Below are 26625 nucleotides of genomic sequence, written 5' to 3' on the forward strand. Positions count from 1 at the left end.
GACGAAATTACCGCCGCGCAGGAACCCGGTGTCCGACCGGCATTCGGGAGATCTGTCCACCGGTCTTCTCCGCAGGGGAACGGGAGCGGCAGGGGCCGGAAGCGGGGTGCACGCATGACGCACGATCTGCTGGCCCTGACCCGGTTGAACATCAGGACGCGGCGGGGTTACCTGCTCGCCTGGTGTCTTCCCCTGTGGGCGCTCGTGGCGGCGTTCCCACCCGCGTATGAGAGCTACTATCCCACTCTCGAGTCCCGCCAGCCCATGATCGAGGGGCTGCGCAGCAACACCGGCACCACCGCCATCTACGGCGTGATCGCCGATCCCGGCACCATCGGACAGATGACCGCCTGGGAGATCGGAGCCTGGGTCGGTCTCCTCGGCTCCGTGATGGCCGTGCTGCTGGTCACCGGCCTCCACCGCCGGGCCGAGTACTCGGGGCTGGGGGAGCTGCAGCGCTCCACTGGCATCCGGCCCGTCGTCCCGGCCGCCGCCGCGTTGATCACGACGCTGCTCGCGGCGGTTGTGCTGGGTGCGGGCTCGAGCGTGGTCCTCCTGTTCGAGCAGGCCATTGTGGAGGAGCTGACCACCTCCGGGGCCTTCGCCTTCGGGGCCAGTGTGGCGCTCGCCGCCACCGGCTCCGCGCTCCTCGCCCAGGCCGTGCTGCTGTTCATCCACGACGGCGCGGCGCTGACCCGCGCGGCGCTGCTCACCGTCCTCGCGTCCTTCATCATCCGGGTGGTCGCCGACACCCGCGAGCTCACCTGGCTCAACTGGTTCTCCCCGCTGGGCTGGCGGGAGGTCATCGGACCCTACGACACCGATGACTGGACCGTCGTCGCGGTGCTCGTGGGCGTCTGTCTGCTGGCCGCGGTGCTCATCGGGGCCGCTGACCGCCGCCGCAGCTTCGCCACCGGTCTGCTCCCGCGGCGTCGGCAGGCGTCCCGACGCCCGCGCCACATCCGGGGACCGCTCGGCCTGCGCTGGGTGCTCTCCCGCGGGGTGCTGGTCGCGTGGGTGCTGGTCGTCGCGGGCCTCAGCGGATTCCTCATGTCCCTGTCCGGGACGATCGCCGACCTCGTGGGCACCAGCGAGGGCACGGGGGAGGTCTTCCGCGACCTGTTCGACGGCGACGCCGTCTACGAGGAGTTCATCGCCTATATCTGCCAGGTGATCGGCATCCTGATCGCCGCGGCGGGCGTCCAGCAGATCACCGCCCACCACGCGGAGGAGCAGGCCCGGACCGTGGACCTGCAGCGTTCGACGGGCGTGCGCCGCTGGGTGCCGCTCGGTGCGACGACACTCGTGGCACTGCTCAGCCTGGTGGCCATGACGGTCGCGCTCCTGGCCGGCGGGGCGGTGGGCCTGGCCTCCCAGGAGAACACGATGGACGAGGACTACGCCTCCCTGACCTACGCCGCCCTGTCCCAGCTCGGCCCCACCCTGTTCCTGACGGGAATCGCGGTGCTGCTGGTCGGCGCGGTACCGCGGCTGACCCAGTTCGCCTGGGCGCCGCTGGCCGCCGGCGCGGTGGTCTCACTGATGGGGGCGATTCTGCAGTTGCCCGACTGGGCGATCGACGCGTCGCCGTTCAGCCACACGCAGTTGCCGGGCGATGACTCGCTGGGGGTGCCGCTCGGCCTGGCCGTCGGCGGGCTCGTCCTGATGGGGGTGGGGCTGGTGGCGGCCCACCGACGGGAGATTCTCTAGCAGCGCCCTCAGCTCTCACCCCACCCGCGGCCCCGCCGTGCTCAGCGCCCGGTGGGGGCGGGATCCCGCCATGCGCCGCGGGCGTAGGAGCCCGGGTAGGGGATCTCCTCGCGCGGTGTTCCCAGCTCGTGGGCCGCCCGGTGGGGCCACAGGGCGTCGCGCAGCGCGGCGCGACCGATGAGCACGGCGTCGGCCCGGTCCTCGGCGACGATCGCCTCCGCCTGCGCCGGCTCGGTGATCAGGCCCACCGCGGCCGTCGGCACGCCCGTGGCGCGGCGGATCTCCTCGGCGAAGCGGGCCTGGTAGTTCGGCCCCACCGGGATGTCGGCCGGGGCGGCGCCGCCGGTGGTGACGTCGATGAGGTCGACACCGGCATCGCGCAGCAGGTGGGTGAGCGCGATCGTCTGGTCCAGGCCCCACGAAGGCTCGGAATCCTCGGCGTCCACCCAGTCGGTGGCCGACAGTCGCACGATCAGCGGCATGGTCTCAGGGATGACGGCCCGCACGGCGGAGACGACCAGACGGATCAGGCGGGTGCGGTTCTCGAAGGAACCGCCCCAGGAGTCGGTGCGCTTATTCGCCAGGGGAGTGAGGAACTGGTGGAGCAGGTAGCCGTGGGCGCCGTGAATCTCCACGGCGTCGAAACCGGCGCGCACCGCCCGCTCCGCGGCGGCGGCGAACTGCTCGGGCAGGTCGTAGAGCTCGTCGGTGGTCATCTCCCGCGGCACGGCCAGACCCGCGTTGGCGACGGCCGAGGGGCCCACCGGCTCCCAGCCGCCGTGCCCGGGCGGGATGGTGTCGGTGTCACCGAAGCGCTCCTGGTTCGGCAGGGCCGGCACGGTGGAGGACTTCCGGCCCGCGTGGTTGAGCTGGATGCCCATCCTCGTGCCCTGGGAGTGGACGAAGGAGACGATGCGCGCCCAGGCCTCCTCCTGGCGGTCGTTCCACAGACCGGTGCACAGCGGGGAGATGCGCCCCTCCGGGACGATGCCGGTGGACTCGGCGATGATGAGGCCGAAGCCGCCGGCGGCACGGGCACCGTAGTGGACCAGGTGCCAGTCCTCGGGCGTGCCGTCGCGGTCGGAGGCGTGGTACTGGCACATCGGCGGCATCCACACGCGGTTGGGCAGCTCCAGGTCACGGAGCCTGAACGGGGAGAACAGCTCAGACATGCCCACCAGACTACGCCGCCACCGATCCAAGAGCCGGTCGGGCCGTCCCGCGGGCCCTAAACTGTTGCCCATGCTCTCCCGACTCAAGCGGACGGATCCGCTCATCGTGCTCATCATCGCCGCCGTGATCGTGGCGGTCATCGTGCCGGCGCGCGGCACCTTCGCGGACTGGTTCGCGGTGGCCACCAACCTCGCGATCGCCCTGCTGTTCTTCCTCTACGGCGCGCGCCTGTCCACCCGCGAGGCACTCAACGGTCTGATGAACTGGCGTCTACACCTGACGATTCTGGCGTTCACCTTCCTCGTGTTCCCGCTCGTCGGGGTGGCGCTGGCACCCCTGCAGCTGGTCATCTCCGATGGGCTCTACCTGGGCATCCTGTACATGACGCTGGTGCCGTCGACGGTGCAGTCCTCGGTGGCGTTCACCTCGATCGCCAAGGGCAACATCGCGGGGGCGATCGTCGCGGCGAGTGCGTCGAACCTGGCCGGTGTGTTCTTCACCCCGTTGCTGGTCCTGCTGCTCATGTCGGCCGGCGACGGGGTCCACATCGACGCCCAGGTGTTCATCGACATCTCTCTGCTGCTGCTCCTTCCGTTCATCCTGGGCCAGGTCCTGCGCAGGTGGGTGAAGGGCATCGCCGCGAACAAGGCCACCAAGATCGTCGACCGCGGCTCCATCACCATGGTGGTCTACTCGGCCTTCTCCGCGGGTATGGTCGCCGGGGTGTGGGGCGAGGTCTCGGTCCTCGAGATCGTCTTCCTCGTCGTGTTCTCCGCCGTCCTGGTGGTGTTCATGCTGTGGTTGAGCCGTTTCGTCTCCCGGCGCCTGGGCTTCAATGAGAAGGACATGAAGGCCATCCAGTTCTGTGGCAGCAAGAAGTCTCTGGCCACCGGCCTGCCGATGGCCTCGGTGATGTTCGGCGGTGGGGCGCTCGGCCTGCTCATCCTGCCGCTGATGATCTTCCACCAGGTCCAGCTCATGATCTGCTCCTGGCTGGCGGCCCGCTACGCCTGGAAGGCCGGTGGGCAGCACACCCCGTCTGCGCTCTGACACCACTGCACAGGCTCACCCGGCCCGCGTGACGACGCCCGTGTTTGCGTCACCGGGGGAAGGGGGAGAGGATATCTCACGTGAAACCACGATTCTTCATCCGCATCGACCTGACCGTCCCTGGCGCCGGTTCCATCGTCCACGTCGCCGAGCTCGAGGAGATCGACGCGCAGCGGTGCATGATGGTGCGCATCATCGAGCTCGACCCCGCCGAGACGATCCGCGGCGCCGCCCGGGCGTCCACGGGCACCACGGTCGGCATGCAGAATGCCCCCACCGAGGTCGTGCCGCACCCGGACACCTACGCCGGCTTCCCGGACATCGACCACCGCGAGCTCACCGAGGACGAGTTCGAGGGTCTGTGGTCGGAGGCCGTCGCCAAGTTCCCGGAACTCTAGTGCTCCCCACACACGGAGGGTCTCCCGCCTCGGGCGGGAGGCCCTCCGGCGTTTCCAGAGGCCTCAGCGGGGCCGACCGGATGGTCAGAACACGAAGTTGACCAGGCCCATGTAGGCGAGCGTGCCACCGAAGATCGACAGCCCCGAGTCCCGCCGCCAGGCGTGCAGGCCGAGGGTGACGGCCACCCCGATCAACGCCGCCGGAATCCCGCCCGGGGCGCCCGACTGCCCGGAGAGCGTGTAGACCACGAGCACCGCCATCACTCCGACGGGCATCATCATTCCGAGCGTGCCGAAGAACTGGTTTCCCTTGAGCACCTTCAGGAAGGAGAACGGCAACTGGCGCAGGAGCACGGTCACCAGCGCGACGGGCAGGAGGACGGCCAGCACCTGCGTCAGGGACACGCCCTCCGGCAGTCCGTGTTCGGCGAGCACCGTGACCGTCACCGTTCCTCCCGGGTGCGCTGCGCCCGGTCGAGGCGGACCTCCATCGCCTGGTCCAGGCGGGGGGAGAGGTACCGGGCGAGCAGGATGAGGAAATAGGCCGACAGGGCGAGCATCAGCATGTGCTCCGGGGAGAACAGACCGATGACCACCGCCAGGGCGAGTGCCACGGCGGGCAGGGAGAGGTCCTGGTTGTTGCGGAAGGTCTCCCAGGTGAGCACGACGAACAGGGCGACGAGCGCGAACTCCATGCCCTGCACGCCGGGTGGGATGACCTGGCCGGCCACGGCGCCCACGATGCCGGGCAGCACCCACATCGACTGGCAGAAGAGCTGGATCGTCAGTACCCGCGCTCCGGAGATCGTCCCCGGGGGCCGCGCGGAGACGATGGCGTAGGACTCGTCGGTGAGCGCGTAGGTCGAGTACGCCCTGCCCGCCGTGCCGCGGATGGCGTGCCGGGGAAAGGTCAGTCCGTAGAAGATGTGCCGGAAATTGACCAGCAGGCCGGTGACGAGGGCGGAGAAGGGCCCTACCCCGGCGGTGACCAGGTTGAGGGCGAGGAACTCCATGGAGCCGGCGTAGATGACGACCGAGAAGACCGGCGTCCACCACCATGCGAAACCGACCTGCGTCATGAGCAGGCCGAAGGCGATGCCCATGGGCACCAGGCCCACGGCCACCGGCCACGCCTCCCGCAACCCGCCGCGGATCTCCGCGCGGGTCGCCTCCGACGCCCCCGCCATCAGTTGTCGACGGGGTCGGCGGGGAAGGTGGAGAACAGTGGCAGCGGCATCTGCTGGCGGCGCATGACGTCGCCCCACAGGTCCACGTGTCCGGGGGCGATGACGTCGGTGGGCAGGGCGGGGGCGACGTACCAGTCGCCGCGTTCGATCTCGTCGTCCAGCTGGCCCGGCGACCACTCCGCGTAGCCGGCGAACAGGCGCATGCCCTCGACGAGCTCGGTGACCTCCTCGGGTCCGGAGCGCAGGTCGACGTGCGCGAGCCGGTTGGCCAGGCGGTTGAGTTGCGGGGCGGTGTCCATGTCGACGCCCTGCCTGGTCATCGCCAGGCCGACGACGGACTGCTGGTTGAGCGGTCCGCCGATGTAGAGGGCCTGCGGCTTGGCCACGCACGGCAACCAGTCGGGCATGACGTTGAAGACGGCGAGCTCACTGCGGGCGGTGAGGTTGACGCCGAAGGTCAGGTGCTCATTGTGCTCGATGATGAGCACGACGCTGCGGGCGAACTCATCGGAGAGCATCCCCGGCGCCGCCACCAGCAGCATACCGGGGGCCGGGTCATTGCGCTCCAGGGCGTTGAAGAGCCGGTCCGCGTAGAAATCGGGCACGCAGCCTCACTCCTTTTACTCTCGAACCTCGTCGGCACCGGTGTCTCCGGTGCCGGTGGTGTCTGCGTCGGGGGATGACTGTTCAGAATCCCACCAGGCGCGCAGTTCCGCAACAGCCTCCGCGCGATCCAGGGGGCCGCGCTCCAGGCGCAGCTCCTTGAGGAACGCCCAGGCGCGCCCCACCTCGGGGCCGGGCCGCAGATCCAGGATCTCCATGATCTCGTTGCCGTCGAGATCGGGGCGGACGCGGGCGAGATCCTCCTTGGCGGCGATCTCGTCGATCCGCTCCTCCAGATGATCGTAGGTGCGTTGCAGCCGCGCCGCCTTCTTTTTGTTGCGGGTGGTGCTGTCGGCGCGCACGAGCTTGTGCAGGCGGGGCAGGAGCTCCCCGGCGTCGGTGACGTAGCGGCGTACGGCGGAGTCGGTCCACTGACCCTCGCCGAAGCCGTGGAAGCGCATGTGCAGGTACACCAGCTGGGAGACGTCCGAGACCACCTGCTTGGGGTACTTCAGGGCCCGCAGGCGCTTGCGCACCAGCTTGGAGCCGACGACCTCGTGGTGGTGGAACGTCACCCCGCCGCCGGGTTTGAAGGCGCGGGTGGCGGGCTTGCCGCAGTCGTGCAGCAGGGCCGCCCAGCGCAGCACGAGGTCGGGGCCGTCCTCCTCCTGCTCCATGGCCTGGCGCAGCACCTGCATGGAGTGGGCGTAGACGTCCTTGTGCTGCATGTGCTCGTCCTGGGTCAGCCGCATCGCCGGGATCTCGGGGAAGACGTGCCCGGCGAGGCCGGTGTCCACGAGCAGGTTGACCCCCGTCCACGGTGCCGGACCGGCCATGAGCTTGTCCAGCTCCACCTGGACGCGCTCGGCGGTGATGCGGGTGATCTGCCCCGCCATCTCCGTCATGGCCGTCTTCACCCGGTCGGCCACCCCGAATCCCAGCTGGGAGACGAAGCGGGCGGCGCGCAACATGCGCAGCGGATCGTCGTTGAAGGAGCTCTCCGGGGTGTCCGGGGTGTCCAGCCGACGGTGGAGCAGATCGTCGAGACCGCCGACGGGGTCGTGGAAGCGCCCCGTCAGGCGGCCGTCGTCGCCGGCGACCAGCTCCACGGCCATGGCGTTGACCTTGAAGTCGCGGCGGATGAGGTCGCCGTCCAGGGTGTCGCCGAACCGGACCTCCGGGTTGCGGGAGGTGCCGTCGTAGGTGTCGGAGCGGAAGGTGGTGATCTCGATCTGCTGGCCGCGCATCTGCGCCGAGACGGTGCCGAAGGCGATTCCGGTGTCCCAGACCACACCCGCGTGGGCGTCGAGGATCTCCTTGACCACCTCCGGGCGGGCCGGGGTGGTGAAGTCCAGGTCGTTGCCTAGGCGGCCCAGGATGGCGTCGCGGACGGATCCGCCCACCAGGTGGAGCGGGTGCCCGCGGTCAGTGAAATCCGCCACCAGATCGGCGAGTACGTCGGTCAGCCCGGCGATGACCTGCTCGGCGCGTGCCAGCAGCGCGGCACGCCCGTTGACGTCGGAGGCGTCGGGCAGCGCCGACCCGGCGGCCGGGGTGTGTCCGGGAGCCGGGGCGGCGGACTCGGTGTCGTGCGTGTCCTCGGGATTCATCCGCCTCAGTCTACCCGGCACCACCGGGCCACCCCGAACAGGCGGCGGGGCACGGGCAGGGCACGGACGGAGTACGGACGGGGTCGGGAGGTGGTCCCCGGCCACCTCACCGCCATCCCACCGTCACCTCCGCGACGCCTCCTCACCGCCCCGCCACCGGCCCCGCGACACGGTCGGCGACACGGCGAATGAATTCCGAAAGGTCCTCCCAGCGGATACCATCGTGGCGATGACTGACAATGAACGGCACCTGGCCCGCCCGCAGGCCAGCGATGGTGCCGGTTCCGGCTCCGGCGGGTCCCCGAACCCCGGGCCGGACTCCCAGGGCCCGAAGCGCCGACGACGCCGCCGGCGCTCACGCCGTCGTGCCTCCGGCCCGTCCGGCCAGTCCGGTCAGTCCACCCGGTCCGACTCCGCCGGATCCACTGGGGGGGCGCAGGGCTCCGGCGACGGTGACAAGGGCGGAAACCAGGGCGACAAGGACACCAGGGGCCCGGAGAAGAGCGGCGGAAACCGCTCCCGCAGCCGGGGACGCAACCGCTCCCGCAACCGCCGCCGCGGTTCCTCCACGGGCCAGAACAGCGGTCAGAACACCGCTTCCACCACGGAACAGACCGGTGGTGACGGCGCGCAGGCCTCCGGTGGCGCACAGCCGCCGACAGGTACCCGCGGGCGTCGGAAAGCGGGCGGGCGCAACCGCCGCCGCAGCGGCCAGCCCTCCTCCCGGCCCATGCCGCGCGGCGGGCAGAACCGCCGCAACGGGGCGCAGTCGCGGATGCACACCCGCGACGAGACCTCGGCCGGCGGGCTCGTGGTCTCCGGGCTGGCCGAGGCCGTCGACGACCGCGGCCACGTCGACCTCTCCCGTATCTACGTCGCCCTGATCGGCCGGCTTGACCGGCGCGGGCGCCTGCTGTGGTCCATGCCGAAGGGGCACGTGGAACCGGGGGAGGACCACGGTGCGACGGCCGAGCGTGAGGTGTGGGAGGAGACCGGCGTGCACGGCCAGGTCTTCGCGGACCTGGGGGTGATCGACTACTGGTTCGTCTCCGAGGGCATCCGCATCCACAAGACGGTCCACCACCATCTGCTGCGCTACGTGGACGGAGACCTCAACGACGAGGATCCGGAGGTCACCGAGGTGTCCTGGATCCCGGTCTCGGAACTCATCGAGCACCTGGCCTACGCCGACGAGCGCAAGCTCGCCCGCATCGCGCATGACCTCCTACCCGAACTCGCGCGGGAGGAGAAGGCCGCCGGAAGGGCGACACCCCGGTGATCCGCGTCAACCCGCGTACCCCCGTGACCGCCGCGTCCGTCCTCCGACGGGCGCGCTCGTGGTCCCGGCGGGTGCCCGCGCGCGTGACCACCCTGACCGCGGTGGCCGCCTCGGCCGTGCTGGTGGGAGGCGGGCTGCCCGGCACGCCCGCGGCCGACGCCGCGCCGACCCCGCTGGATCCGCGCGACCCGACCGTCGCCGAACAGTGGGTCAACCCCCTGGTGCGCCCCGGGGAGGCGGACTCTGACGTGCGTCTCGAGCTCGTCGCGGCCCCGGACATCGAGGGGCGCGAGCTCTCACCGGGGCAGGATCTGCGGGTGCGGCTGGTGGTGCACAATGATTCGGATGAGCCGGTCAGCGGCCTGTCGGTGCTCACGCAGCGCTCCAACCCCGCCCCGACGGTCGCGCAGGCCCGCCACGTGCTCAGCCTCGACCGTTCCTCCTACCCGTTCTACGGCAGGGCGGTGGAGCTGAACGGCCCGATCGCGCCCGGCGAGAGCCGCGAGCTGAACGTGACCGTGCCGACGGCGCCGGGGGAGGAGGACACCCTGGGCATCACCGCCGGCGGGGTGTACCCGGTGCTGTTCTCCCTGTCGGGGGTGCGCGGCACCGCCGACGGCGAGGACTCCGGAGCGGCCACCAATCCCGGTCCGGTGGAGAACTTCACCACCGAGCGCGTGCTCGTGCCGGTGGCGGACGCCGAGAGCTCGGGCGGGGGCGCCGTCGTGGATGACGCCACGACCCCCGACGCTGCGCCCGCCGAGCAGGCTCCGGGCCTGACCCTGCTGTACCCGCTCACCGCGCCGGTGGACATCGTGCCCGGGGAGACGGGCGAGGCGCCCGAGAATCCGCCGCTCCTCCTGCGCAGCGAACAGCTGGCCGAGCAGCTCGCCCCGGGCGGGCGCCTGGAGCAGCTGCTGGCCTCCTACCAGGAGGCGCTCGCCGGCCCGGGCGGGGAGGAGCTGGCCCAGGGCAGCTGCCTGGCGCTCGATCCGGCGCTGGTGGACACCGTCGACCGGATGAGCCGGGGCTACACCGTCGGCGAGGAACGACCGTCGCTGTCGCGGCAGGGGCAGCGCCTGCGCGACAGCTGGACCAGCAACAGTGAACCCGATCCCGGCGTCCCCGGCACCGGCGCCGAGGACGCCACCGAGTGGCTCGCCGAGCTGCGGGAGACCGCCGCGGAGGGGTGCACCGTGGCCCTGCCGTGGGCGAACGCGGATCTGGGGGCCGTGGCGGAGACCGGCGACCAGTGGCTCTTCCGCGAGGCTGTGGAGCGGGGCCCCACCACCTTGACCGACGTACTGGGGGCTACCCCGGAGACCAACATCATCATCCCGGGCGACGGCTACATCACCGAGACCGCCGCCCCGGCACTCGGCTGGGCGGACCAGTCCACCTCGACCGTCGCGGAGGGCGGCATGCAGCAGGCCTGGGAGGCCGCTGCCGCCGCCCGCGCGCAACAGGCCCACCGGGACACGGACTCCGGGTCCACCCTCGACAGCACCGAGCTGCCCGCCCTCGAGGCCACGGGCCCGGCCCCGGCGACCCCGGTGCACGTCCTCGTCGCCGCCAACACCGTGTGGCAGGCGCCGCAGGTCGACCGGTTCGCCACCCTGTCGCCCGGCATCACCGCCGTGACCTACCAGGACTCCCTGGCCGCCACGCTCGCCACGACCGGCCCCGCGCCGCAGACCGTCGGTTACTCCAACCCGGCGTCGCGCTTCGACTACCGCGCGGACTCCGACTTCGCCCGCTCCGTCACCGCCGGGGCGGCGGTGCGTCTGGCCGCCGGGGAGCAGACGATCCCCGGCGGGCAGGCCGACAGCCCTGATCCGCTGCTGGTCATGCCGCCGGCGCAGCTGGCCCCGCAGGCGGCCGAGACCCTGCTGGACACCGTCACGCAGCTGCTCGCCGACGACCGCGCGCAGCCGCTGCCGCTGCGCGACTACGTCACCCCGACCCCGGAACAGTCCGCTGAGCTGGCGGCGCAGCCCGCGGCCCCCGCCCAGCCGGGGGTCACCCGCTTCGGCACCCCGTACCCCGATCCGGCACAGGTCAGCGACGCCGAAGTGCTGCGCGCCGGACAGCAGGCCCGCTACATCGACGACCTGACCCGCATGACCGTCAACGAACCGATCATCGCGTTGACCCGCTACGGCTTCACCCTGCCGCTGCGCCGCGACCTGCTCACCTCGCTGACGGTGACCGACCGCCGCGCGCTGGCCACGCACAACGAGGCCGTCGAGCGGACCAACCGGATTCTCGACGGCAACCGACGGGCCCTGCAGGATCTGCGCGAATCCGTCTCGCTCATCCCGCCGGGCAACGTCTACACCCGCGCCTCCGAGTCCTCGCCGCTGCTGATCGTCGCCGAGAACGGCCTCCCGCTGCCCGTCGACGCGCAGCTGGCCTATTCCGGTCCCGAGGGCGCCCGTCTCAACCTGCCCGGTCTCGTGCGTATCCCGGCGCGCGGTTCCATCACCGTCCAGATGACGGCCGATCTGCCGCCCGGCAATGAGCGCACCGACCTGACCCTGTGGCTGGCCACCCCGGACGGCTCCACGATCTCCTCCCCGGTGGACATCAGCGTGCAGACCCGCGCCGGTACCGTCGGCGCCTACGGCATCGGCCTGCTGGTGGTCGTCTTCCTCGCCCTCGCACTGCTCTTCCGCGTCGGCCGGAACCGGCGGCGCAGGGATGCGGAGCACCCCGGGGGACAGGACCGCCCCCGGGACCGCCCCCAGACTCAGTCCCCGGGCGGCTCGACGGCCGCCCGGGCGCGACGTGGACGCCCCGCCCGGCGGACCCCCCGCCGGGGTGGTGGCCGCGCCGGTGACGCGACCGGGTCCCCGAAGCCCCCGGGCGGCACCCCGGACCCCTGACCGTGGCCGACCGCGGTGTGCCACGCCATACCGCGCCGCCCCGTGGTCGACCTAAGATCCGTTCATCCTCCATCCCGGCCCCAGATTGGTTCCGAAGTGAGTTCCTCCGATCCGGCATCCCAGGGTGCCGACACCCCCACCCTCAGCTCCCCGCCCCGCAACCGGGCGGCGGGGCAGCGTTCCCGCATCGTCACGTCGTCCCCGCCGGCGCCGGTGCCCGAGCCGCGCGCGGCCGCCCCGGCGCAGCGCGCCGCCCCGGGCCCCGACCGTTCCAGCCTGACGACGGTCCCGACCGCCGTGCCCGCCCCCGGCGACCCGGAGACGGCGACGGAGACGGCTACGGCTGCGAAGAAGGTCGCCTCCGACTCGGACGTGGTGCGCTCGACCGGTTCGATGGCGGTGGCCACGCTGGTCTCCCGCATCACCGGCTTCCTGCGCAACGCTCTCATCGGCGTGACGCTGGGTTCGGCGGTGGCGTCGGCGTTCAACACCGCCAACACCCTGCCCAACCTCATCACCGAGATCGTCCTCGGCGCGGTCCTGACCTCCCTGGTCGTGCCCGTGCTGGTCCGCGCGGAGAAGGAGGACGCCGACGGCGGCGCCGCCTTTGTTCGGCGACTATTCACCCTCGCGGCGACCCTGCTGATCATCGTCACGGTGATCTCGATCATCGCGGCCCCCGCCCTGACGAGGCTGACGCTGAGCTCGGAGGGCGAGGTCAACGTCGTCCAGTCGACGTCGTTCGCCTTCCTGCTGCTGCCGCAGATCTTCTTCTACGGCATCTTCTCGTTGTTCATGGCGGTGCTCAACACCAAGGGCATCTTCCGGCCCGGCGCGTGGGCCCCGGTGGCCAACAACCTCGTCAGCATCGCCGTCCTGGGGCTGTACTGGTTCATTCCGGGTTCGCTGAACCCGGCCGCCCCGTCGGGGGTGTCGGATCCGCACGTCCTGCTGCTGGGCCTGGGCACCACCCTGGGAGTGGTGGTGCAGGCCCTCATCATGATCTACCCACTGAGGAAGGCAGGAGTGGATCTGCGCCCGCTGTGGGGTGTGGACGCCCGGCTCAGGCAGTTCGGCGGCATGGCCATGGCCATCGTCGTCTACGTCGCCATCTCGCAGGCGGGTTACATCGTCACCACCCGCATCGCCTCACTCGCGGACGCGGCCGCCCCGTTCATCTACCAGCAGGCGTGGCTGCTGCTGCAGGTGCCCTACGGCATCATCGGCGTCACCCTGCTGACCGCGATCATGCCGCGCCTGTCCCGCAACGCCGCCGCGGGCGATGACAAGGCGGTGGTCAGTGATCTGACGATGGGCACGAAGCTGACCTTCATCGGGCTGATCCCGGTCATCATCTTCCTCACCGCCTTCGGCCCGCAGATCGGCAACGCCCTGTTCGCCTACGGCGCCTTCGACTCCGAGTCGGCCACGCTGCTGGGTCTGACGCTGAGCTTCTCGGCGTTCACGCTCATCCCGTACGCCCTGGTGCTGCTGCACCTGCGCGTGTTCTACGCCCGCGAGGAGGCGTGGACCCCGACGTTCATCATCGCCGGCATCACCGCCACGAAGATCGTCCTGTCCCTGCTCGCACCGCTGGTGGCCGCCTCCCCGTCGCGGGTGGTCATCCTGCTGGGCGCGGCCAACGGCTTCGGTTTCGTCGCCGGCGCGGTCATCGGCGCGTTCCTGCTGCGCCGCAAACTGGGCCCGCTGGGTCTGCGCACCATCCTGCGCACCACCTTCTGGGCGATGGCCACGGGTCTGCTGGGTATCGCGGTGGCACTGTTCGCCAACTTCCTCCTCGACCTGGTCGCCGGCGGGATCTTCGACTCCCTCGGCAGCGTCGGCTACCTCATCCGCCTGGCGGTCGTCGGCGTGATCTTCGTGATCGCCACCGGCGTCGCGCTGTCCTACTCGGATCTGCCCGAGGTCCAGAACCTCGGCCGCGCCCTCAACCGCATCCCGGGCATGTCACGCTTCGTGCGCCCCGACCCGGAACGGGAGATCAAGGTCGAGGACCCGGATCTCACGGAGGTGTCCACCCAGTTCCTGGCGATGGACGCCTTCAACTCCTCACCGGTCCCGCCGCCGATGTCCGCCGGCGTGGTCCGGGGCCCCCGCCTGGTGCCCGGCGCCCCGGTCTCCGACGGCCGCTTCCGTCTGCTCGCCGACCACGGCTCCGTGCCCGGCGCCCGGTTCTGGCAGGCCCGCGAGATGTCCACCCGCCGCGAGGTGGCGCTGACGTTCGTGGACACCACCGGCAACGCCCCGCTGGCCCCGGCCTCCCCGGCCGCCGCGGCCGGGACCGCCGCCGAAGTTTCCCGCCGCACGCGCAAGCTCGCCGCGCTGGAGCACCCGGCGATCGCCCCCGACATCGAGGTCCTGGCCTACCGCTCGGGCTGCCTCGTCGTGGCCGACTGGGTGCCCGGGTCCTCCCTGAAGACGGTCGCCGAAGCCGACACTTCCCTGGATCCGCAGGCCGTGGCCCTGGCGCTGGCCCCGCTGGCCGACGCCGCCGTCGACGCCCACTCCGCGCGCACCCCGCTGGGCCTGGACAACCGGGCACGCATCCGGATTTCCACCGACGGCACCGCGGTGCTGGCCTTCCCGGCGGTCCTGCCCGACGCCAGCGAGAAGAAGGATCTCACCGCGCTCAGCTCCGCGCTGACGCTGCTGACGCGCGCCACCGGGGACACCGGGGACGCGGAGGCCGCCACGGACCCGGTCGACTCCGGGTTCGCCGGGTGGCTGGGCGAGATCGCCGAGCGCGCGCGTCACGACGCCGCGGGGGAGAAGGACGCCACCGACGCCGGCTCCACTTCGGTGGACTGCACCCGCGCCCTGACCGACCTGGCCACCGACCTGCGCGCCTGCGGGCTGGGGGAGCGGATCCCGCAGACCGACGACACCGACGACACCGGCGCCCGCACCGGCTCCACCCGTGCGGAGGTCGCACCCGGCGCCGCCGCGGCCGAGCCGGTGGAGCCGCTCGTGGTGGCCCGGGACGACGTGCCGCAGCCGACCGCCCAGGCCGGCTTCGGGTCCAAGAGTTACTCGCCGCGGATGACCGCGGTCATCGGCGTGACCGCCATCGGCACGGTGGTCCTCGTCGCGGCGCTGACCACCTACCTGGTCAGTGTCATCGGCGGAGACAGCGGGCAGGCCCCCATCAACACCGAGTCGATCCAGGGTTCGCAGGCCGAGACGGCCCCGCGCCCGCTGCCGGTCATCCAGGAGGTCGCCGACGCCGAGGTGTGGCAGGTGCCGGGCCAGACCGCAGGCGCCGACAACCCCGGCGACGCCGAGCTGACCGTCGACGACGACACCGGCACCACCTGGTCCACGGACACCTACCCGGGCGGGCTGGGCGCCAAGCCCGGCGTCGGCCTGGCGGTGACCCTCGCCGAGGAGGTGCAGTTGCAGCATCTGCTGGTGCAGACGCCCTCGGCGGGCGCGCGCTTCGCCGTCCACGCCCTGCCCGCCGGCACCGCGCCGGCCGACGTCACCGATCCCGCGGAGCTGCCGCGCCTGGCACAGGGGACCTTCCACTCCGGGCGCAACAGCATTGAGCTCGTGGACGCCCCCCTGTCCGGCGGCCTGCTCCTGTGGATCTCCGAGCTGCCCGAGAACGGGCAGAGCGTGACCGTCGCGGAGATCACGCCCATCGGCCTCGACGCCGAGGACGCCGCCCCGGTGCCCTCCTTCGAGTCGGGGCAGTAGAACACGCCTCGTGCCGACGCCCGCGAGGGGCGGGCGTCGGCACGCGGAGCTGGGGCAGGGCAGGGACCGCCCAATACAGTGGGCGGCCTCGCCGGGAAGCGTCCCACGCCGTGGGGTGGAATGAGGGCGGAAGAACTATTTTCGGGGGGAAATAATGACTCTGTCTCACCAGGAGACCACGACCGATTCCGACCGCGCCCTCGTCTCCGCCTATGTGGCGGGCGACATGCGGGCCTTCACCGTCATCGTCGAACGCCACCGCGCGCGCCTGCTGTGGGTGGCCCGCCGGTACGCCAGGAACGAGGACGACGCCCATGACATCCTGCAGGAGGCGCTGTTGAAGGCCAGCCGCAAACTGCACACCTACCGCGCCGAATCCACGCTGAGCACCTGGCTGCACCGCCTGGTGATGAACTCCGGCTGGGACTTCGCCCACCACCGCAGTCACCGGGAGCAGACCACGCTCGACGACGACGTCGTCCCGCACGAGTTCAACATCCGGCTGTCCTACGATCCGACCCGCCACCTCGACCAGACCATGCTGCTGCGGCAGGCGATGGCCAAACTGCGCCCCGACCAGCGCGCCGCCCTGCTGCTCATCGACGTGGCCGGCTACTCCGTCTCCCATGTGGCCCGCCGGGAGGGCGTGCGGCCGGGCACCATCAAGTCCCGCCGGGCCCGCGCCCGGGAGTTCCTCCGGGAGGACCTGCGCGTCGAGCCCGCCTGACGGCAGGAGCGGGAGGGAACTTTTTCGGCCTGTAAAGCGTTGGACATCTATGAGCACCGCCCGCCCCGCGGCCTGTCCACTCCCGGCCGCGTGAGCACCTATTACAATTACGGTGACCGCTAGGAATAGTGAATAAAAGCTGGTGGGACGGTTCATCGTCCCCCAGTACCGTCCAACCAGGAGAAGCTGAATGACCGCGAACGACACGATCCACGAGGTCGCCATCATCGGTTCCGGCCCCGCCGGTTACACCGCCGCCCTCTACGCCGCCCGCGCCGAGCTCAAGCCCATCGTCTTCGAGGGCTACGAGTACGGCGGCGCCCTGATGAACACCACGGAGATCGAGAACTACCCCGGTTTCCGCAAGGGCATCATGGGTCCGGAGCTGATGGAGGACATGCGCTCCCAGGCCGAGCGTTTCGGCGCCGATCTGCGCATGGAACTCGTGGACCGCGTTGAGCTGAACGGCCACGTCAAGAAGATCTGGGTCGGCGACGAGCTGCACCAGGCCCGCACCGTCATCCTGGCCACCGGCGCGCAGGCCCGCCTGCTGGGCGTGGAGGGCGAGGAGAAGCTGATGGGCCGCGGTGTGTCCACCTGCGCCACCTGCGACGGCTTCTTCTTCAAGGGCCGCGAGATCGCCGTCGTCGGTGGCGGCGACTCCGCCATGGAGGAGGCCATCTTCCTGACCAAGTTCGCCGACAAGGTCACCATCGTCCACCGCCGTGAGGCCTTCCGCGCCTCCGCCATCATGCTCGAGCGCGCCCGCGCGAACGACAAGATCGAGTTCACCACCAACAAGGTCGTCGACCACGTCATCGAGTCCGACGGCAAGGTCGGCGGCATCAAGCTGCGCGACACCATCACCGGCGAGCTCTCCGACCTGGACGTCGCCGCCATGTTCGTCGCCATCGGCCACGATCCGCGCTCCGAGTTCCTCGACGGCCAGATCGACCTCAAGGAGGGCGGCTACGTCGACGTCGAGGAACCCTCCACCCGCACCAACATCGCCGGCGTCTTCGCCTGCGGTGACCTCGTGGACGACCACTACCAGCAGGCCATCACCGCCGCCGGCTCCGGCTGCCGCGCCGCCATCGACGCCGAGCACTACCTCGCCGCCGTCAGCGCGGCGTAGGTCGGCAGACCACACGCCCTCCGAACCAGCCCGCACGTAAAGGAGCACACCCCATGACCAACGTCATCGACGTCACCCAGGACACCTTCAAGTCCACCGTCATCGAGTCCGACAAACCCGTCATCGTCGACTTCTGGGCCGAATGGTGCGGCCCCTGCAAGAAGCTCAGCCCCATGATCGAGGAGATCGCCGAGGAGATGGGTGACCAGGTCACCGTCGCCAAAGTCGACGTCGACTCCGAGCGCACCCTGGGGGCCATGTTCCAGATCATGTCCATCCCGTCCGTGCTGATCTTCAAGGACGGCGAGAAGGTCGACGAGTTCGTCGGCGTCCGCCCCAAGTCCGAGATCGTGGCGAAGCTGAATGCCCAGCTGTAGCTGGTAATCTGATTCCGAACCTGGGCCCGGCCGACCGAACCCGCCGGCCAGGCCCATAATTTTCCGCAGTTCAAGTGAGGGAAGGAGCGCAGTGACGCAGGTAGTCCGTGTCGGTGACCGCAGCCCACGGGTGGCCGAGACGCGCTCAACCCTGGCGCGCCTGGGCCTCCTGTCGGGATACGAGGGAGAGGTCGTGGACTGGAAGTCCCAGAAGTACAGCGAGGAAGACAAGTTCTTCGACGAGGACCTGGCTGAGTACCTCAAGGCCTTCCAGCAGTCCCGCGGCATCATCCCCACCGGTGAGATCGACGAACTGACCCTCCGCGAATTACGCCACGCCTCCTACACCCTCGGCGCCCGCGTCCTGTCCTACCAGCCGAACAACGTGCTGGTCGGCGACGACGTCGCCCAGCTGCAGGATCAGCTCCAGGAGCTCGGCTTCTACGCGCACCGCCGTGACGGGCACTTCGGTGAGTACACCCACCAGGCCCTGGCGTCCTTCCAGCTCAACTCGGGCATCCAGAACGACGGCATCTGCGGACCCGAGACCCTGCGGGCCCTGACCCTGCTCGGACGCCGCATCACCGGCGGCTCGCCGCAGGCGATCCGCGAGCTCGAGTACGTCCGGGCCGCGGGCCCCCGGCTGGCGGGCAAGCGGGTGGTCATCGATCCCGCCCTGGGCGGGGCGAACAAGGGGCAGGTGGTCACGGGCCGCTACGGCCAGATCACCGAGGAGGAGCTCCTCTGGGATCTCGCCACCCGGGTCGAGGGACGGATGATCGCCGCCGGGATGGAGACCATCATCTCGCGGCCGCGGATGGATGACCCGGAGGCGAAGGACCGCGCCGACATCGCCAATGCCTTCGGCGCCGATCTGATGATCTGCCTGCAGTGCGACTCGTACCAGAACGAGAAGGCCTCAGGGGTGGCCACGTTCTACTTCGGCTCCGAGATCGGCGCCAGCTCGCTGATCGGGGAGACCCTGTCCGGGTTCATCCAGCGCGAGATCGCCGCCCGCACCGACCTGATCAACTGCGGTAACCACGGCCGCACCTGGGAGCTGCTGCGGCTGACCAGGATGCCGACCGTCGAGGTCGTCGCCGGCTACCTCACCAACCCCGGCGACGTGGCCATCCTGACCGACCCGGTCATGCGCGACAACATCGCCGAGGCCATCGTCGTGGCCGTCAAGCGTCTCTACCTGCTCGACCAGGACGACCAGCCGACCGGCACCTACAACTTCTCCGAGCTGCTGCGCGCGGAACTGCAGTAGGGCAGGGAAGTGGGCGAAGGCGCCGTCCCCGGGGTGTGCTGACATCCCGGGGACGGCGTCTTCGCCGTTCCCGGGGCGCCTTCCGGTGTCGGCCCTCCACGCGGCCGCACGGAGCTCCCGCGGGAAACAGCATGGTGCCCAGGACCGACGGCCAGCTGAAAGCGGCATGATGATGATCCGGTGGCAGTCGCGGCCCGGTGATTTCAGGGCAGGATTTTCTCCGACGCACCAGGGTGACGTTTTCCTCCCCCATAGGCACCGTCAGGCCATCTTCGGCAGCACCTTCATCCCGAGTCCCACGGTCGCGCCGTAGCCCAGGAACCAGATCGCCGGCCACATGTATCCCCACGCCGTCTCGATGCGGTGGAGCAGGCCGGTCACCTCCGCGTCCTCCGCCTGCAGCCACCGCATCGTGACATAGAAACCGTTCAACCCGCCGATGGCCAGGATCGCCCCCACTGTCAGGGACACCCAGACAGAGATCCACACCCCCCTGCGCAATGCCATGGCGACCCCGGCTTCCGGTTGTTGTGTCGGCTGGTTCGGTCTCCCCGGAAGCACAGCTTTCGGATGCCCCGGTGCCATCACATCATCCGCGCTGCCGAACACACGTCCTCAACCCATGATTCCTGCCGAGAGCATGCCACTGATCTGCCCGGCCGCCCTCAGCACGCGGAGGTCTCGGCCAGGAGCAGCTCGACGGCCTCCGCGGACAGCAGGTGCTGCTGCGGAGGCAGCTCCAGACGCAGGCGGGGCAGCACGGGGTGATCGGCGACGACCTGGAAGCCGGCCGACTCCAGGGTGGCCACGCTCAACAGACCGATGTCCTCCGCCCGGTCGAGTATCGAACGGATCTCCGGGCCGAGCGCCTCCTCGTCCTCCGCATTCGCCGGGAAGTCCTCCCGCCGGCCGAAGGCCTCCACGGCGGAGGCGTCCTTCTGCACCAGCTCCATGATCGAGGCGTCGACGAGCACCGCCTCCAATCCGAGGCCGGTGAACCCCGGATCGATGAACAGGGAGGTGAGCACCTCGGCGTCGTCGGAAACCGGGGCGGTCGGCATGTTCACGGTTCCGGGGGCGTCGTCCCGCCCGCAGTAGAGGACGGTGGCGACGGCGCGGCGATGCGTGCCGTCGACACGTGTGCTGCCGCCGATGGAGAAACCGCAGCACCCGTAGTTGAGCAGGGTGGTCGTCAGCCACGCCTCCTTCTCGAAGGCCGGGTCCCCCTTATCGGTCACCTTCGCGGCGGTCTCGGGATCGAGTTCCCAGAAGACGGATCGCCTGGCTCGGGGGTGAATGTTCCCCAACGTCTCCTGGGTGATCGGGGAGAGGGAGGCGAACATGTCGGGTCACCGCCTAATCCTGGCCCTCAATGAGCGACATGATGCGCTCGAAGTCGTCGCGGTCGCCGAACTCCACGACCATCTTGCCCTTGCGCTTGCCCATGGACACCGTGACCTTGGTCTCCCACACGTCGGACAGGCGGTCCGCGGCGTGCGTCAGGAACTCCGGCTGCGGGACGGGCTCGCGCTTCGGACGCTCCGGCACCCCTTCGCTGCGGTTGAGCAGGGTGACGGCCTCCTCGGTGGCGCGTACGGACAAGCCCTCGGCGATGATGCGGTCAGCCAGCTCGTCCTGGGCCTGCTCACCGAGTTTGAGGCCCAGCAGGGCGCGGGCGTGGCCGGCGGAGAGCACCCCGGCGGCGACGCGGCGCTGGACCGGCATCGGCAGGGCCAGCAGGCGGATCATGTTGGTGATCACTGGACGGGAGCGACCGAGACGGTCCGCCAGCTCGGCCTGCGTGACGCCGAACTCCTCGAGCAGCTGCTGGTAGGCGGCCGCCTCTTCCAGCGGGTTGAGCTGGACACGGTGGATGTTCTCCAGCAGCGCGTCGCGCAGCATCTCGCCGTCGTCGGTCTCCCGCACGATCGCCGGGATCGTCGGCAACCCGGCCTTGCCGGCCGCGCGCCAGCGCCGCTCGCCCATGATGAGCTCGTAGCCGGGGCCCTTGGGGGCGCGGCGCACGACGATCGGCTGCATGAGGCCGAACTCGCGGATGGAGTGGACCAGCTCGGCCAGCGCCTCCTCGTCGAAGACCTGGCGGGGCTGATGCGGGTTCGGGGAGATCTCCGCGATCGGGATCTCCTGGTAGATGGCACCGAAGTCGTTGCTTTCCGACGTCGCGTCATCCGGTGTCTCCGGCGCGGCCCCGGTGGCTTCTGCGGCTCCGGTGGCCTCCGGGACCTCCGGAACCCCCTGCGGCGTCTCGTCACGACGGTCGCGGGCGCCCACGGCACCCCCGAGGATCACGTCGGCGGCGGAGTCCCCGAGTCGCGGGGAGGTCCGGTAGCGCTCGGGATCCACGGTGCGCGGGACATCCCTGGGGCGCTGCGGTGCCTCGGTCTGGGGGGACTGGGTGGCGCGGGGGGTTTCCTCGGCCTGCTTCTGAGCCTGCGTGGTCTTCTCCTTCTCCGCGTTCTCCGCCGCCGCTGATTCCTTGGCGCGTGCGAGCGCCCCGAGACCCGGGGTGTCGCCGAGGCGCGGAGTGTTACTCGGGCCCGAGGGGATCAGGGCGGCGAGCCCACGACCGAGTCCACCCTTGCGAGTTTCCTGTGACATGACGTCGGTTGCCTTTCCCGGACCGCGGGTCCGTTACTAGTAGTCCATATCTTAACGCTCGCTGCCACCGGAGTCGGCTCTGGCGTTGTCCGCCTCGCCGGTGGTGTCGTCGGGCGCGGACGTGGACTCGGGCCCGGAGGATGCGTCAGCGCCCTCACCGGCGTCCGCGGCGGGCTCCTCCGTCAGCCGCTTCGCGGTCTCCGGGCTGACGCCGATGGGGCCCGTGGACCCGACGGGCAGGTAGTCGCCGCGGTTGGCGAACTCCCGGGCCGCGTCGAGGTAGGCCAGTGCGCCGCGGGAACCCGGGTCGTACTCGAGGACGGTCTGCCCGTAGCCGGGCGCCTCGGAGACCTTGACGGAACGCGGGATGACGTTGAGCAGCACCACGTCACCGAAGTGGTCACGGACTTCATTGGCCACCTGCTCCGAGAGCTTCGTGCGGGCGTCGTACATGGTCAGCAGGATCGCCGAGATGTGGAGGTTGGTGTTGAGGTGCTGCCGGATCATGGAGATGTTGTTCAGCAGCTGGCCCACGCCCTCGAGCGCGTAGTACTCGCACTGGATGGGGATGAGGACCTCCTCCACCGCGGTCATCGCGTTGATGGTCAACAGGCCCAGCGACGGGGGACAGTCGACGAGGATGTAGTCGAAGCCCTGCTCGGAGAGGTAGCCGGTGTGCAGCGCGTCGTGCAGCCGGTACTCGCGGCGCACGAGGCTGACCAGCTCGATCTCCGCGCCCGCCAGGTCGATGGTGGCGGGGATGCAGTAGAGGTTCTCGTTCGAGGGGGTCTGCTGCACGGCCTCCTCGGCGGAGGCCTCCCCGATGAGCAGCTCGTAGCTCGACGGCGTGCCCGCGCGGTGCTCCACGCCGAGGGCGGTGGAGGAGTTGCCCTGCGGATCCAGGTCGATGACGAGGACCTTGAGCCCGTGGAGGGCCAGGGAGGCCGCCAGGTTCACCGAGGAGGTGGTCTTGCCGACGCCGCCCTTCTGGTTGGCGATGGTGATCAGACGCGGGGCGTCCGGCTTCGGCAGGCGCAGGGAATTCGGTGTCATCACCTGCGCCGCGCGGCGTGCGGCTGCGGCGATCGGGGTCTCGTCCCACTGCTGGTCATCCATGGATGTGCCCTGCCCTCTTCCTGCATATCGACGTGGCGGCGCCGAATAACGGCACTCCCTCCACCTTAATCACTGCCCCCGACGCATTCCACAGGCGGTCAGGGGTCTCCGGTCTCGCCGGAACGGCTGTCATGTTCGGTCGGTCGGTCACTTCACCCGCGGGATGCGGATCAGCGTGGTCGCCTCGGACAACCGCCCGCCCCCGACGGTGAGGATCTCCGCCTCGCCGCCGCCCGCCCGGGTGATCTCCGCGGCGTCGCGTTCGAGTTCCTCGCTCACGGAGGAGCCCTTCATCGCGATCATCGAGCCACCGACCCGGGCCAGCGGCAGCGACCACCCGGTCAGCTTGCCCAGCGGGGCGACGGCGCGGGAGGTGACGACATCGACGCGCCCCACCGCCTGCCGCACGGACTTCTCCTCGGCCCGGCCGCGGATGACGGTGACGTTGGTCAGCTGCAGGGCGTCGACGACCTCGTTCAGGTAGACCGAACGCTTGAGCAGCGGCTCGATGAGCGTGATGCGCAGATCGGGGCGGGCGATCGCCAGCGGGATACCGGGCAGGCCGGCCCCCGATCCGATGTCGGCGACGGCGACGCCGTAATCCATGGCCTCGCCGATGACCGCGCAGTTGAGGATGTGGCGCTCCCACAGGCGGGGCACCTCCCGCGGCCCGATGAAACCCCGGGTGGAGCCGTCGGTGGCCAGCGAGCGGTGGTAGGCCTCTGCCAGAGGCAGGCGGTCGCCGAAGATGTCGGCGGCGGGCGCGGGGGCGGGTGCGGGCTCCGGGTTCTCCGGGTTCTCTGACACGGTGGGGTCCTCCTACGGTGACAATCCGGCTGAGACTGAGAGTAGTCGCCGCACCCCCGGAGCGGACAACCGGCCCACCGCAAAAAGCACCGTGCCCACCCCGGATGTCGGGGTAGGCACGGTGCTGACCGGTTGTTGGTGCGGGACCGAGGTCCTACCGGTTCTTCTTCTTTTTCTTCTTCGGCTGGGTCGGGCGGGCGCCCGGGGCCGGGGCGGTGGTGCGCTTGAGGACCTTGCGGGCCTCCTCCTCGGCCGCTTCCTCGGCGTCCATCTTGGCGAACGCCCAGCGGTTCTGGAAGAAGGTCCAGATATTGTTGGAGACCATGTAGAACAGCAGACCGATGTGCCAGAGGAAGCCGGTGAACAGGATGGTGGCCGGCATGACCCACATCATCATCTTGTTCATCATCTGCATCTGGTTCTGCATCATCTCGGCGTTGTCACCGGTGGGCTTGGCCTGCTTGCCGGAGGCGATGCGCGCCTGCTGACGCTCGATCGACATGCGCGCGTTGAAGTGGGTGGCCACGGCGATGATCAGGACCAGCGGGACCGCGACGAAGGCGATGTCCATCCGGCCGAAATCGACGTTCGGGAACGCGGCGTACATGCTCTCCGGCATGGAGAGGTAGGCCGACAACGGAACGCCGAACAGCGTCGCGTCCAGGAAGGACTGGACCTCCTCGACGCCGAAGATGTAGTTCGGGGTGTTGTAGTTCTCCTCGATGGACAGGCCCAGCTGGCCCATGCCCTCGCCGGTGCGGTTGAAGGAGCGCAGCACGTGGAACAGGCCGATGAACACCGGGATCTGTACCAGCATCGGGAGGCAGCCGGCGATCGGGTTGACGCCCATCTCCTTCTGGAGCTTGCGCGTCTCCTCCATCAGCTTCTGCTGGTCATTCTTGTACTTCTGACGGATCTCCTGCATCTTCGGCTGCATCTCCTGCATCTTGCGGCCGGAGCGCAGCTGGTTGATGGTCGGCCTGACCAGGAGAGCCTTGATGGTGAAGGTCAGGAAGATGATGGCCAGCACCCAGGTGATGCCGGAATCCGGGTTGAGCACAAAGCTGAATACCTTGTGCCAGAACCACAGGACGGCCGAAATCGGCCAATAGATGAAGTTGAGCACTGTGTGTCAGGACTCCTCGGTGTCAGATGGTGGTCGGGTCTCGCCGACGTCGCTTCTCAGGCTCACGTCAGGGTACCGGGACAGGGTCGTAGCCACCCGGATGCCATGGACCGCACTTGCTCAGCCGGGCCAACGCCATCACGACGCCCTTGACGGCCCCATGCCGGGAGACGGCCTCCAGGGCGTAGGCGCTGCACGTGGGTTCAAAACGGCAGGTGGACCCCATTTTAAGGGGCGAGACGTACTTTTGGTAGAAACTGACCGCCGCAACCAGCCCGCGCGAGGCGGGACCACGTGCGCCGGGAATCTCATCGCCGGTCAGTGTGTAGTAGCGGTCGGGCCGACGCCCGCCCCCGGGGTTCCGGTCACCGCCGGCGTCATGAACGCCGCTCACGGTCACCCACCCCCAGTTTGGCGAGCGCGCGCCGGATGTCGTGCCCCAGCTGCTCCGAGGTCGCGTCACCCGCGCGCGGCAGCGCGCGGATGACGACGTTCATGGTGGCCGGCAGTTCATCGACGAGCCCGGCGCAGACATGACGAAGCCGCCGGGAGGCGCGGTGACGGATCACCGCGTTCCCGACGGCCTTCGACACGATGAGGCCGAAACGGGGGCCGCCACAGGTGGCGGGGTCCTCGTTGTCGGCCTCAGTCGCGTGGTCCCACAGGTGTACGACCACTGTCCGGCTTCCGGCGCGGCGTCCACGCTTGATCGTCCGGGTGAACTCGGACGGTGAGGTGAACTTGTGCGACTTCGGAAGCAACGCCGGTGACCTTACGCGGTCAGCTTGGCGCGACCCTTACGACGACGGGCCGACACAATCGCACGGCCGGCGCGGGTACGCATACGGGTACGGAAGCCGTGCACGCGTGCGCGACGACGGTTATTCGGCTGGAACGTCCGCTTGCCCTTTGCCACGGTAAAACTCCTCTGTGTTGTTCGGTGACCGTGCGGGTTCCGCCGACCAGTGAGTTGATCGGCCGGTTCCCTCCGGGAGTGGGTCACCCGGGTGAAATGACGATATTGAGATGAAGCGGCCGGACTCCATGCCGGAGCACGGCTACCGCACGCAGTACCCGCGCAGACGCGCGGCCATGACCCGGGAGGGTCGGCCGCGGCCCGGTGTTCGGCGCCGACACTGCTCTCACACACATCGACGGCCGGCCGCGAGGCGCTGTACCACGCGGCATGGTCCGATGATGTGACAGACCATGCCAGACTACGCGAGGTGGGCGGACCCGAACAAATTGACACGCCGCCGATTCGGCGTTAGCTCTCCGGGGGCACCCGAAATGACATTCGTGGGATTTCCTCCTGCTCCGAGTGGAATTTCCCGCGCGCGCTGCGGAGGAGGACAGGGCCCGGCAGCTGGGCGGCGGGGAAGTCGACCCCACGGAATCACAACAATCCGGACACCGTCTAGACATCGTCCGAAGCCAGGGGGTAACAATTGGTTAATCACCCACAACCCACAAGGTGTGGATTCCCAATCCTGTGGATAACTGGCGGTCCGAGATTACAGATTTCGTTCCGCCTCTTTGTTTTCCCAGGTCAGAGAACTGGATATGACGGTTAAAGTTTTCCACAGCAGTTCCGCTAAGCTGTGGACAACTAACTCCGTCCGAGTTATCCACAACTGTGGACAAAATTGTGGAAGACGAGGTTACGGCCGATATTTCAGAACACATCGGCTGTGAATGACAGTTAATGGCACGGTGCACAACCTCGTCGAAAAAGCGGACCTGCCGTGCCGGCAGCAGGGCAGTGGTGACTCCGGGGGACTGGGGGAATCCGGCGCCCAGTGAGACCCTGACGACAACAAGAACGAGGTAAGA

24 protein-coding genes are annotated in these 26625 nt (G+C 69.7%); 10 read left to right on the forward strand and 14 right to left on the reverse strand.

Features of this window, described 5'->3' with window-relative positions:
- The first annotated feature begins 114 nt into the window (after positions 1-114).
- Positions 115-1710 carry a hypothetical protein gene (locus tag A605_RS14175; RefSeq protein WP_015402200.1) on the forward strand — a complete coding sequence of 532 codons (1596 nt, stop codon included), beginning with the start codon at positions 115-117 and terminating at the stop codon, positions 1708-1710.
- A gap of 41 nt (positions 1711-1751) precedes the next feature.
- On the opposite strand, the gene A605_RS14180 is transcribed toward A605_RS14175, so the two are convergent.
- A complete protein-coding gene (locus tag A605_RS14180) occupies positions 1752-2882 on the reverse strand; it encodes an NADH:flavin oxidoreductase/NADH oxidase (protein ID WP_015402201.1) in 1131 nt (376 codons plus the stop codon).
- 70 nt (positions 2883-2952) lie between these two features.
- Between A605_RS14180 and A605_RS14185 the strand changes: the two genes are divergently transcribed.
- Complete coding sequence (locus A605_RS14185) at positions 2953-3933, forward strand: bile acid:sodium symporter family protein (RefSeq protein WP_015402202.1); 981 nt, start codon at positions 2953-2955, stop codon at positions 3931-3933.
- Between the two features lie 80 nt (positions 3934-4013).
- Entirely contained in the window at positions 4014-4331 is a 318-nt protein-coding gene (locus A605_RS14190) for a hypothetical protein (protein ID WP_015402203.1), read from the forward strand.
- Between the two features lie 84 nt (positions 4332-4415).
- Here A605_RS14190 and A605_RS14195 read toward each other — a convergent pair whose 3' ends face one another.
- Genes A605_RS14195 through A605_RS14210 form a run of 4 tightly spaced genes read right to left on the reverse strand, consistent with a single transcriptional unit; the run spans position 4416 to position 7731 of the window.
- A complete protein-coding gene (locus tag A605_RS14195; protein ID WP_015402204.1) occupies positions 4416-4778 on the reverse strand; it encodes an AzlD domain-containing protein in 363 nt (120 codons plus the stop codon).
- Positions 4775-5518: an AzlC family ABC transporter permease gene (locus A605_RS14200; protein ID WP_034990808.1), complete on the reverse strand. Its 744-nt coding sequence runs from the start codon at positions 5516-5518 to the stop codon at positions 4775-4777. Before A605_RS14200 ends, A605_RS14195 begins: the two co-directional genes overlap by 4 nt.
- Complete coding sequence (locus A605_RS14205) at positions 5518-6123, reverse strand: YqgE/AlgH family protein (RefSeq protein WP_015402206.1); 606 nt, start codon at positions 6121-6123, stop codon at positions 5518-5520. The genes A605_RS14200 and A605_RS14205 overlap by 1 nt, the downstream gene beginning before the upstream one ends.
- Before the next feature lie 15 nt (positions 6124-6138).
- Positions 6139-7731, reverse strand: coding sequence for a CCA tRNA nucleotidyltransferase (locus tag A605_RS14210; RefSeq protein WP_015402207.1), 1593 nt, complete (start codon positions 7729-7731; stop codon positions 6139-6141).
- Positions 7732-7960: 229 nt separating this feature from the next.
- Here A605_RS14210 and A605_RS14215 point away from each other — a divergent pair, with 229 nt between their 5' ends.
- The 7 genes from A605_RS14215 to A605_RS14245 all read left to right on the forward strand — a co-directional run bounded on the left by A605_RS14215 (position 7961) and on the right by A605_RS14245 (position 19124).
- Positions 7961-9010: an NUDIX hydrolase gene (locus tag A605_RS14215; RefSeq protein WP_015402208.1), complete on the forward strand. Its 1050-nt coding sequence runs from the start codon at positions 7961-7963 to the stop codon at positions 9008-9010.
- An 83-nt stretch (positions 9011-9093) separates the two neighbouring features.
- Positions 9094-11895, forward strand: coding sequence for a hypothetical protein (locus A605_RS14220; RefSeq protein WP_149029453.1), 2802 nt, complete (start codon positions 9094-9096; stop codon positions 11893-11895).
- A gap of 96 nt (positions 11896-11991) precedes the next feature.
- A complete protein-coding gene (locus tag A605_RS14225; protein ID WP_015402210.1) occupies positions 11992-15612 on the forward strand; it encodes a murein biosynthesis integral membrane protein MurJ in 3621 nt (1206 codons plus the stop codon).
- A gap of 154 nt (positions 15613-15766) precedes the next feature.
- Positions 15767-16339, forward strand: coding sequence for a sigma-70 family RNA polymerase sigma factor (locus tag A605_RS14230; RefSeq protein WP_015402211.1), 573 nt, complete (start codon positions 15767-15769; stop codon positions 16337-16339).
- Between the two features lie 190 nt (positions 16340-16529).
- Positions 16530-17474, forward strand: a complete 945-nt coding sequence (gene trxB / locus A605_RS14235) for a thioredoxin-disulfide reductase (protein WP_015402212.1) — start codon at positions 16530-16532, stop codon at positions 17472-17474.
- Positions 17475-17527: 53 nt separating this feature from the next.
- On the forward strand, positions 17528-17851 hold the full coding sequence (gene trxA / locus A605_RS14240; RefSeq protein WP_015402213.1) for a thioredoxin: 324 nt from the start codon (positions 17528-17530) through the stop codon (positions 17849-17851).
- Between the two features lie 91 nt (positions 17852-17942).
- The gene (locus A605_RS14245; RefSeq protein WP_015402214.1) at positions 17943-19124 is read left to right on the forward strand and encodes an N-acetylmuramoyl-L-alanine amidase; all 1182 of its coding nucleotides are present in this window, start codon (positions 17943-17945) and stop codon (positions 19122-19124) included.
- 261 nt (positions 19125-19385) lie between these two features.
- Here the strand turns inward: A605_RS14245 and A605_RS14250 are convergent, their stop codons facing one another.
- The 9 genes from A605_RS14250 to rpmH all read right to left on the reverse strand — a co-directional run bounded on the left by A605_RS14250 (position 19386) and on the right by rpmH (position 25708).
- Entirely contained in the window at positions 19386-19595 is a 210-nt protein-coding gene (locus A605_RS14250) for a hypothetical protein (protein ID WP_244428993.1), read from the reverse strand.
- Positions 19596-19789: 194 nt separating this feature from the next.
- On the reverse strand, positions 19790-20467 hold the full coding sequence (locus A605_RS14255) for a hypothetical protein (protein ID WP_015402216.1): 678 nt from the start codon (positions 20465-20467) through the stop codon (positions 19790-19792).
- A 13-nt stretch (positions 20468-20480) separates the two neighbouring features.
- On the reverse strand, positions 20481-21743 hold the full coding sequence (locus tag A605_RS14260) for a ParB/RepB/Spo0J family partition protein (protein WP_015402217.1): 1263 nt from the start codon (positions 21741-21743) through the stop codon (positions 20481-20483).
- 51 nt (positions 21744-21794) lie between these two features.
- On the reverse strand, positions 21795-22859 hold the full coding sequence (locus tag A605_RS14265; RefSeq protein ID WP_015402218.1) for a ParA family protein: 1065 nt from the start codon (positions 22857-22859) through the stop codon (positions 21795-21797).
- Between the two features lie 147 nt (positions 22860-23006).
- Entirely contained in the window at positions 23007-23666 is a 660-nt protein-coding gene (gene rsmG / locus A605_RS14270) for a 16S rRNA (guanine(527)-N(7))-methyltransferase RsmG (RefSeq protein ID WP_015402219.1), read from the reverse strand.
- Positions 23667-23820: 154 nt separating this feature from the next.
- On the reverse strand, positions 23821-24792 hold the full coding sequence (gene yidC / locus A605_RS14275) for a membrane protein insertase YidC (protein WP_015402220.1): 972 nt from the start codon (positions 24790-24792) through the stop codon (positions 23821-23823).
- A gap of 67 nt (positions 24793-24859) precedes the next feature.
- Positions 24860-25114: a membrane protein insertion efficiency factor YidD gene (yidD, locus tag A605_RS15155; protein WP_149029544.1), complete on the reverse strand. Its 255-nt coding sequence runs from the start codon at positions 25112-25114 to the stop codon at positions 24860-24862.
- A 55-nt stretch (positions 25115-25169) separates the two neighbouring features.
- Complete coding sequence (gene rnpA / locus A605_RS14280; RefSeq protein ID WP_015402222.1) at positions 25170-25553, reverse strand: ribonuclease P protein component; 384 nt, start codon at positions 25551-25553, stop codon at positions 25170-25172.
- Between the two features lie 11 nt (positions 25554-25564).
- Positions 25565-25708 carry a 50S ribosomal protein L34 gene (gene rpmH, locus A605_RS15160; protein WP_015402223.1) on the reverse strand — a complete coding sequence of 48 codons (144 nt, stop codon included), beginning with the start codon at positions 25706-25708 and terminating at the stop codon, positions 25565-25567.
- Positions 25709-26625: the final 917 nt, after the last annotated feature.

The sequence above is a fragment of the Corynebacterium halotolerans YIM 70093 = DSM 44683 genome, from assembly GCF_000341345.1.
Taxonomy (GTDB): Bacteria; Actinomycetota; Actinomycetes; order Mycobacteriales; family Mycobacteriaceae; genus Corynebacterium; species Corynebacterium halotolerans.

Bases quoted from the DNA above. Each gene is read 5' to 3' on its own strand.
- A605_RS14230 (WP_015402211.1), top strand. From the start codon at position 15,767: ATGACTCTGTCTCACCAGGAGACCACGACCGATTCCGACCGCGCCCTC.
- A605_RS14260 (WP_015402217.1), bottom strand. From the start codon at position 21,743: ATGTCACAGGAAACTCGCAAGGGTGGACTCGGTCGTGGGCTCGCCGCC.
- A605_RS14200 (WP_034990808.1), bottom strand. From the start codon at position 5,518: ATGGCGGGGGCGTCGGAGGCGACCCGCGCGGAGATCCGCGGCGGGTTG.
- trxA (WP_015402213.1), top strand. From the start codon at position 17,528: ATGACCAACGTCATCGACGTCACCCAGGACACCTTCAAGTCCACCGTC.
- A605_RS14265 (WP_015402218.1), bottom strand. From the start codon at position 22,859: ATGGATGACCAGCAGTGGGACGAGACCCCGATCGCCGCAGCCGCACGC.
- A605_RS14185 (WP_015402202.1), top strand. From the start codon at position 2,953: ATGCTCTCCCGACTCAAGCGGACGGATCCGCTCATCGTGCTCATCATC.
- A605_RS14180 (WP_015402201.1), bottom strand. From the start codon at position 2,882: ATGTCTGAGCTGTTCTCCCCGTTCAGGCTCCGTGACCTGGAGCTGCCC.
- A605_RS14175 (WP_015402200.1), top strand. From the start codon at position 115: ATGACGCACGATCTGCTGGCCCTGACCCGGTTGAACATCAGGACGCGG.
- A605_RS14215 (WP_015402208.1), top strand. From the start codon at position 7,961: ATGACTGACAATGAACGGCACCTGGCCCGCCCGCAGGCCAGCGATGGT.
- A605_RS14255 (WP_015402216.1), bottom strand. From the start codon at position 20,467: ATGTTCGCCTCCCTCTCCCCGATCACCCAGGAGACGTTGGGGAACATT.
- A605_RS14210 (WP_015402207.1), bottom strand. From the start codon at position 7,731: ATGAATCCCGAGGACACGCACGACACCGAGTCCGCCGCCCCGGCTCCC.
- trxB (WP_015402212.1), top strand. From the start codon at position 16,530: ATGACCGCGAACGACACGATCCACGAGGTCGCCATCATCGGTTCCGGC.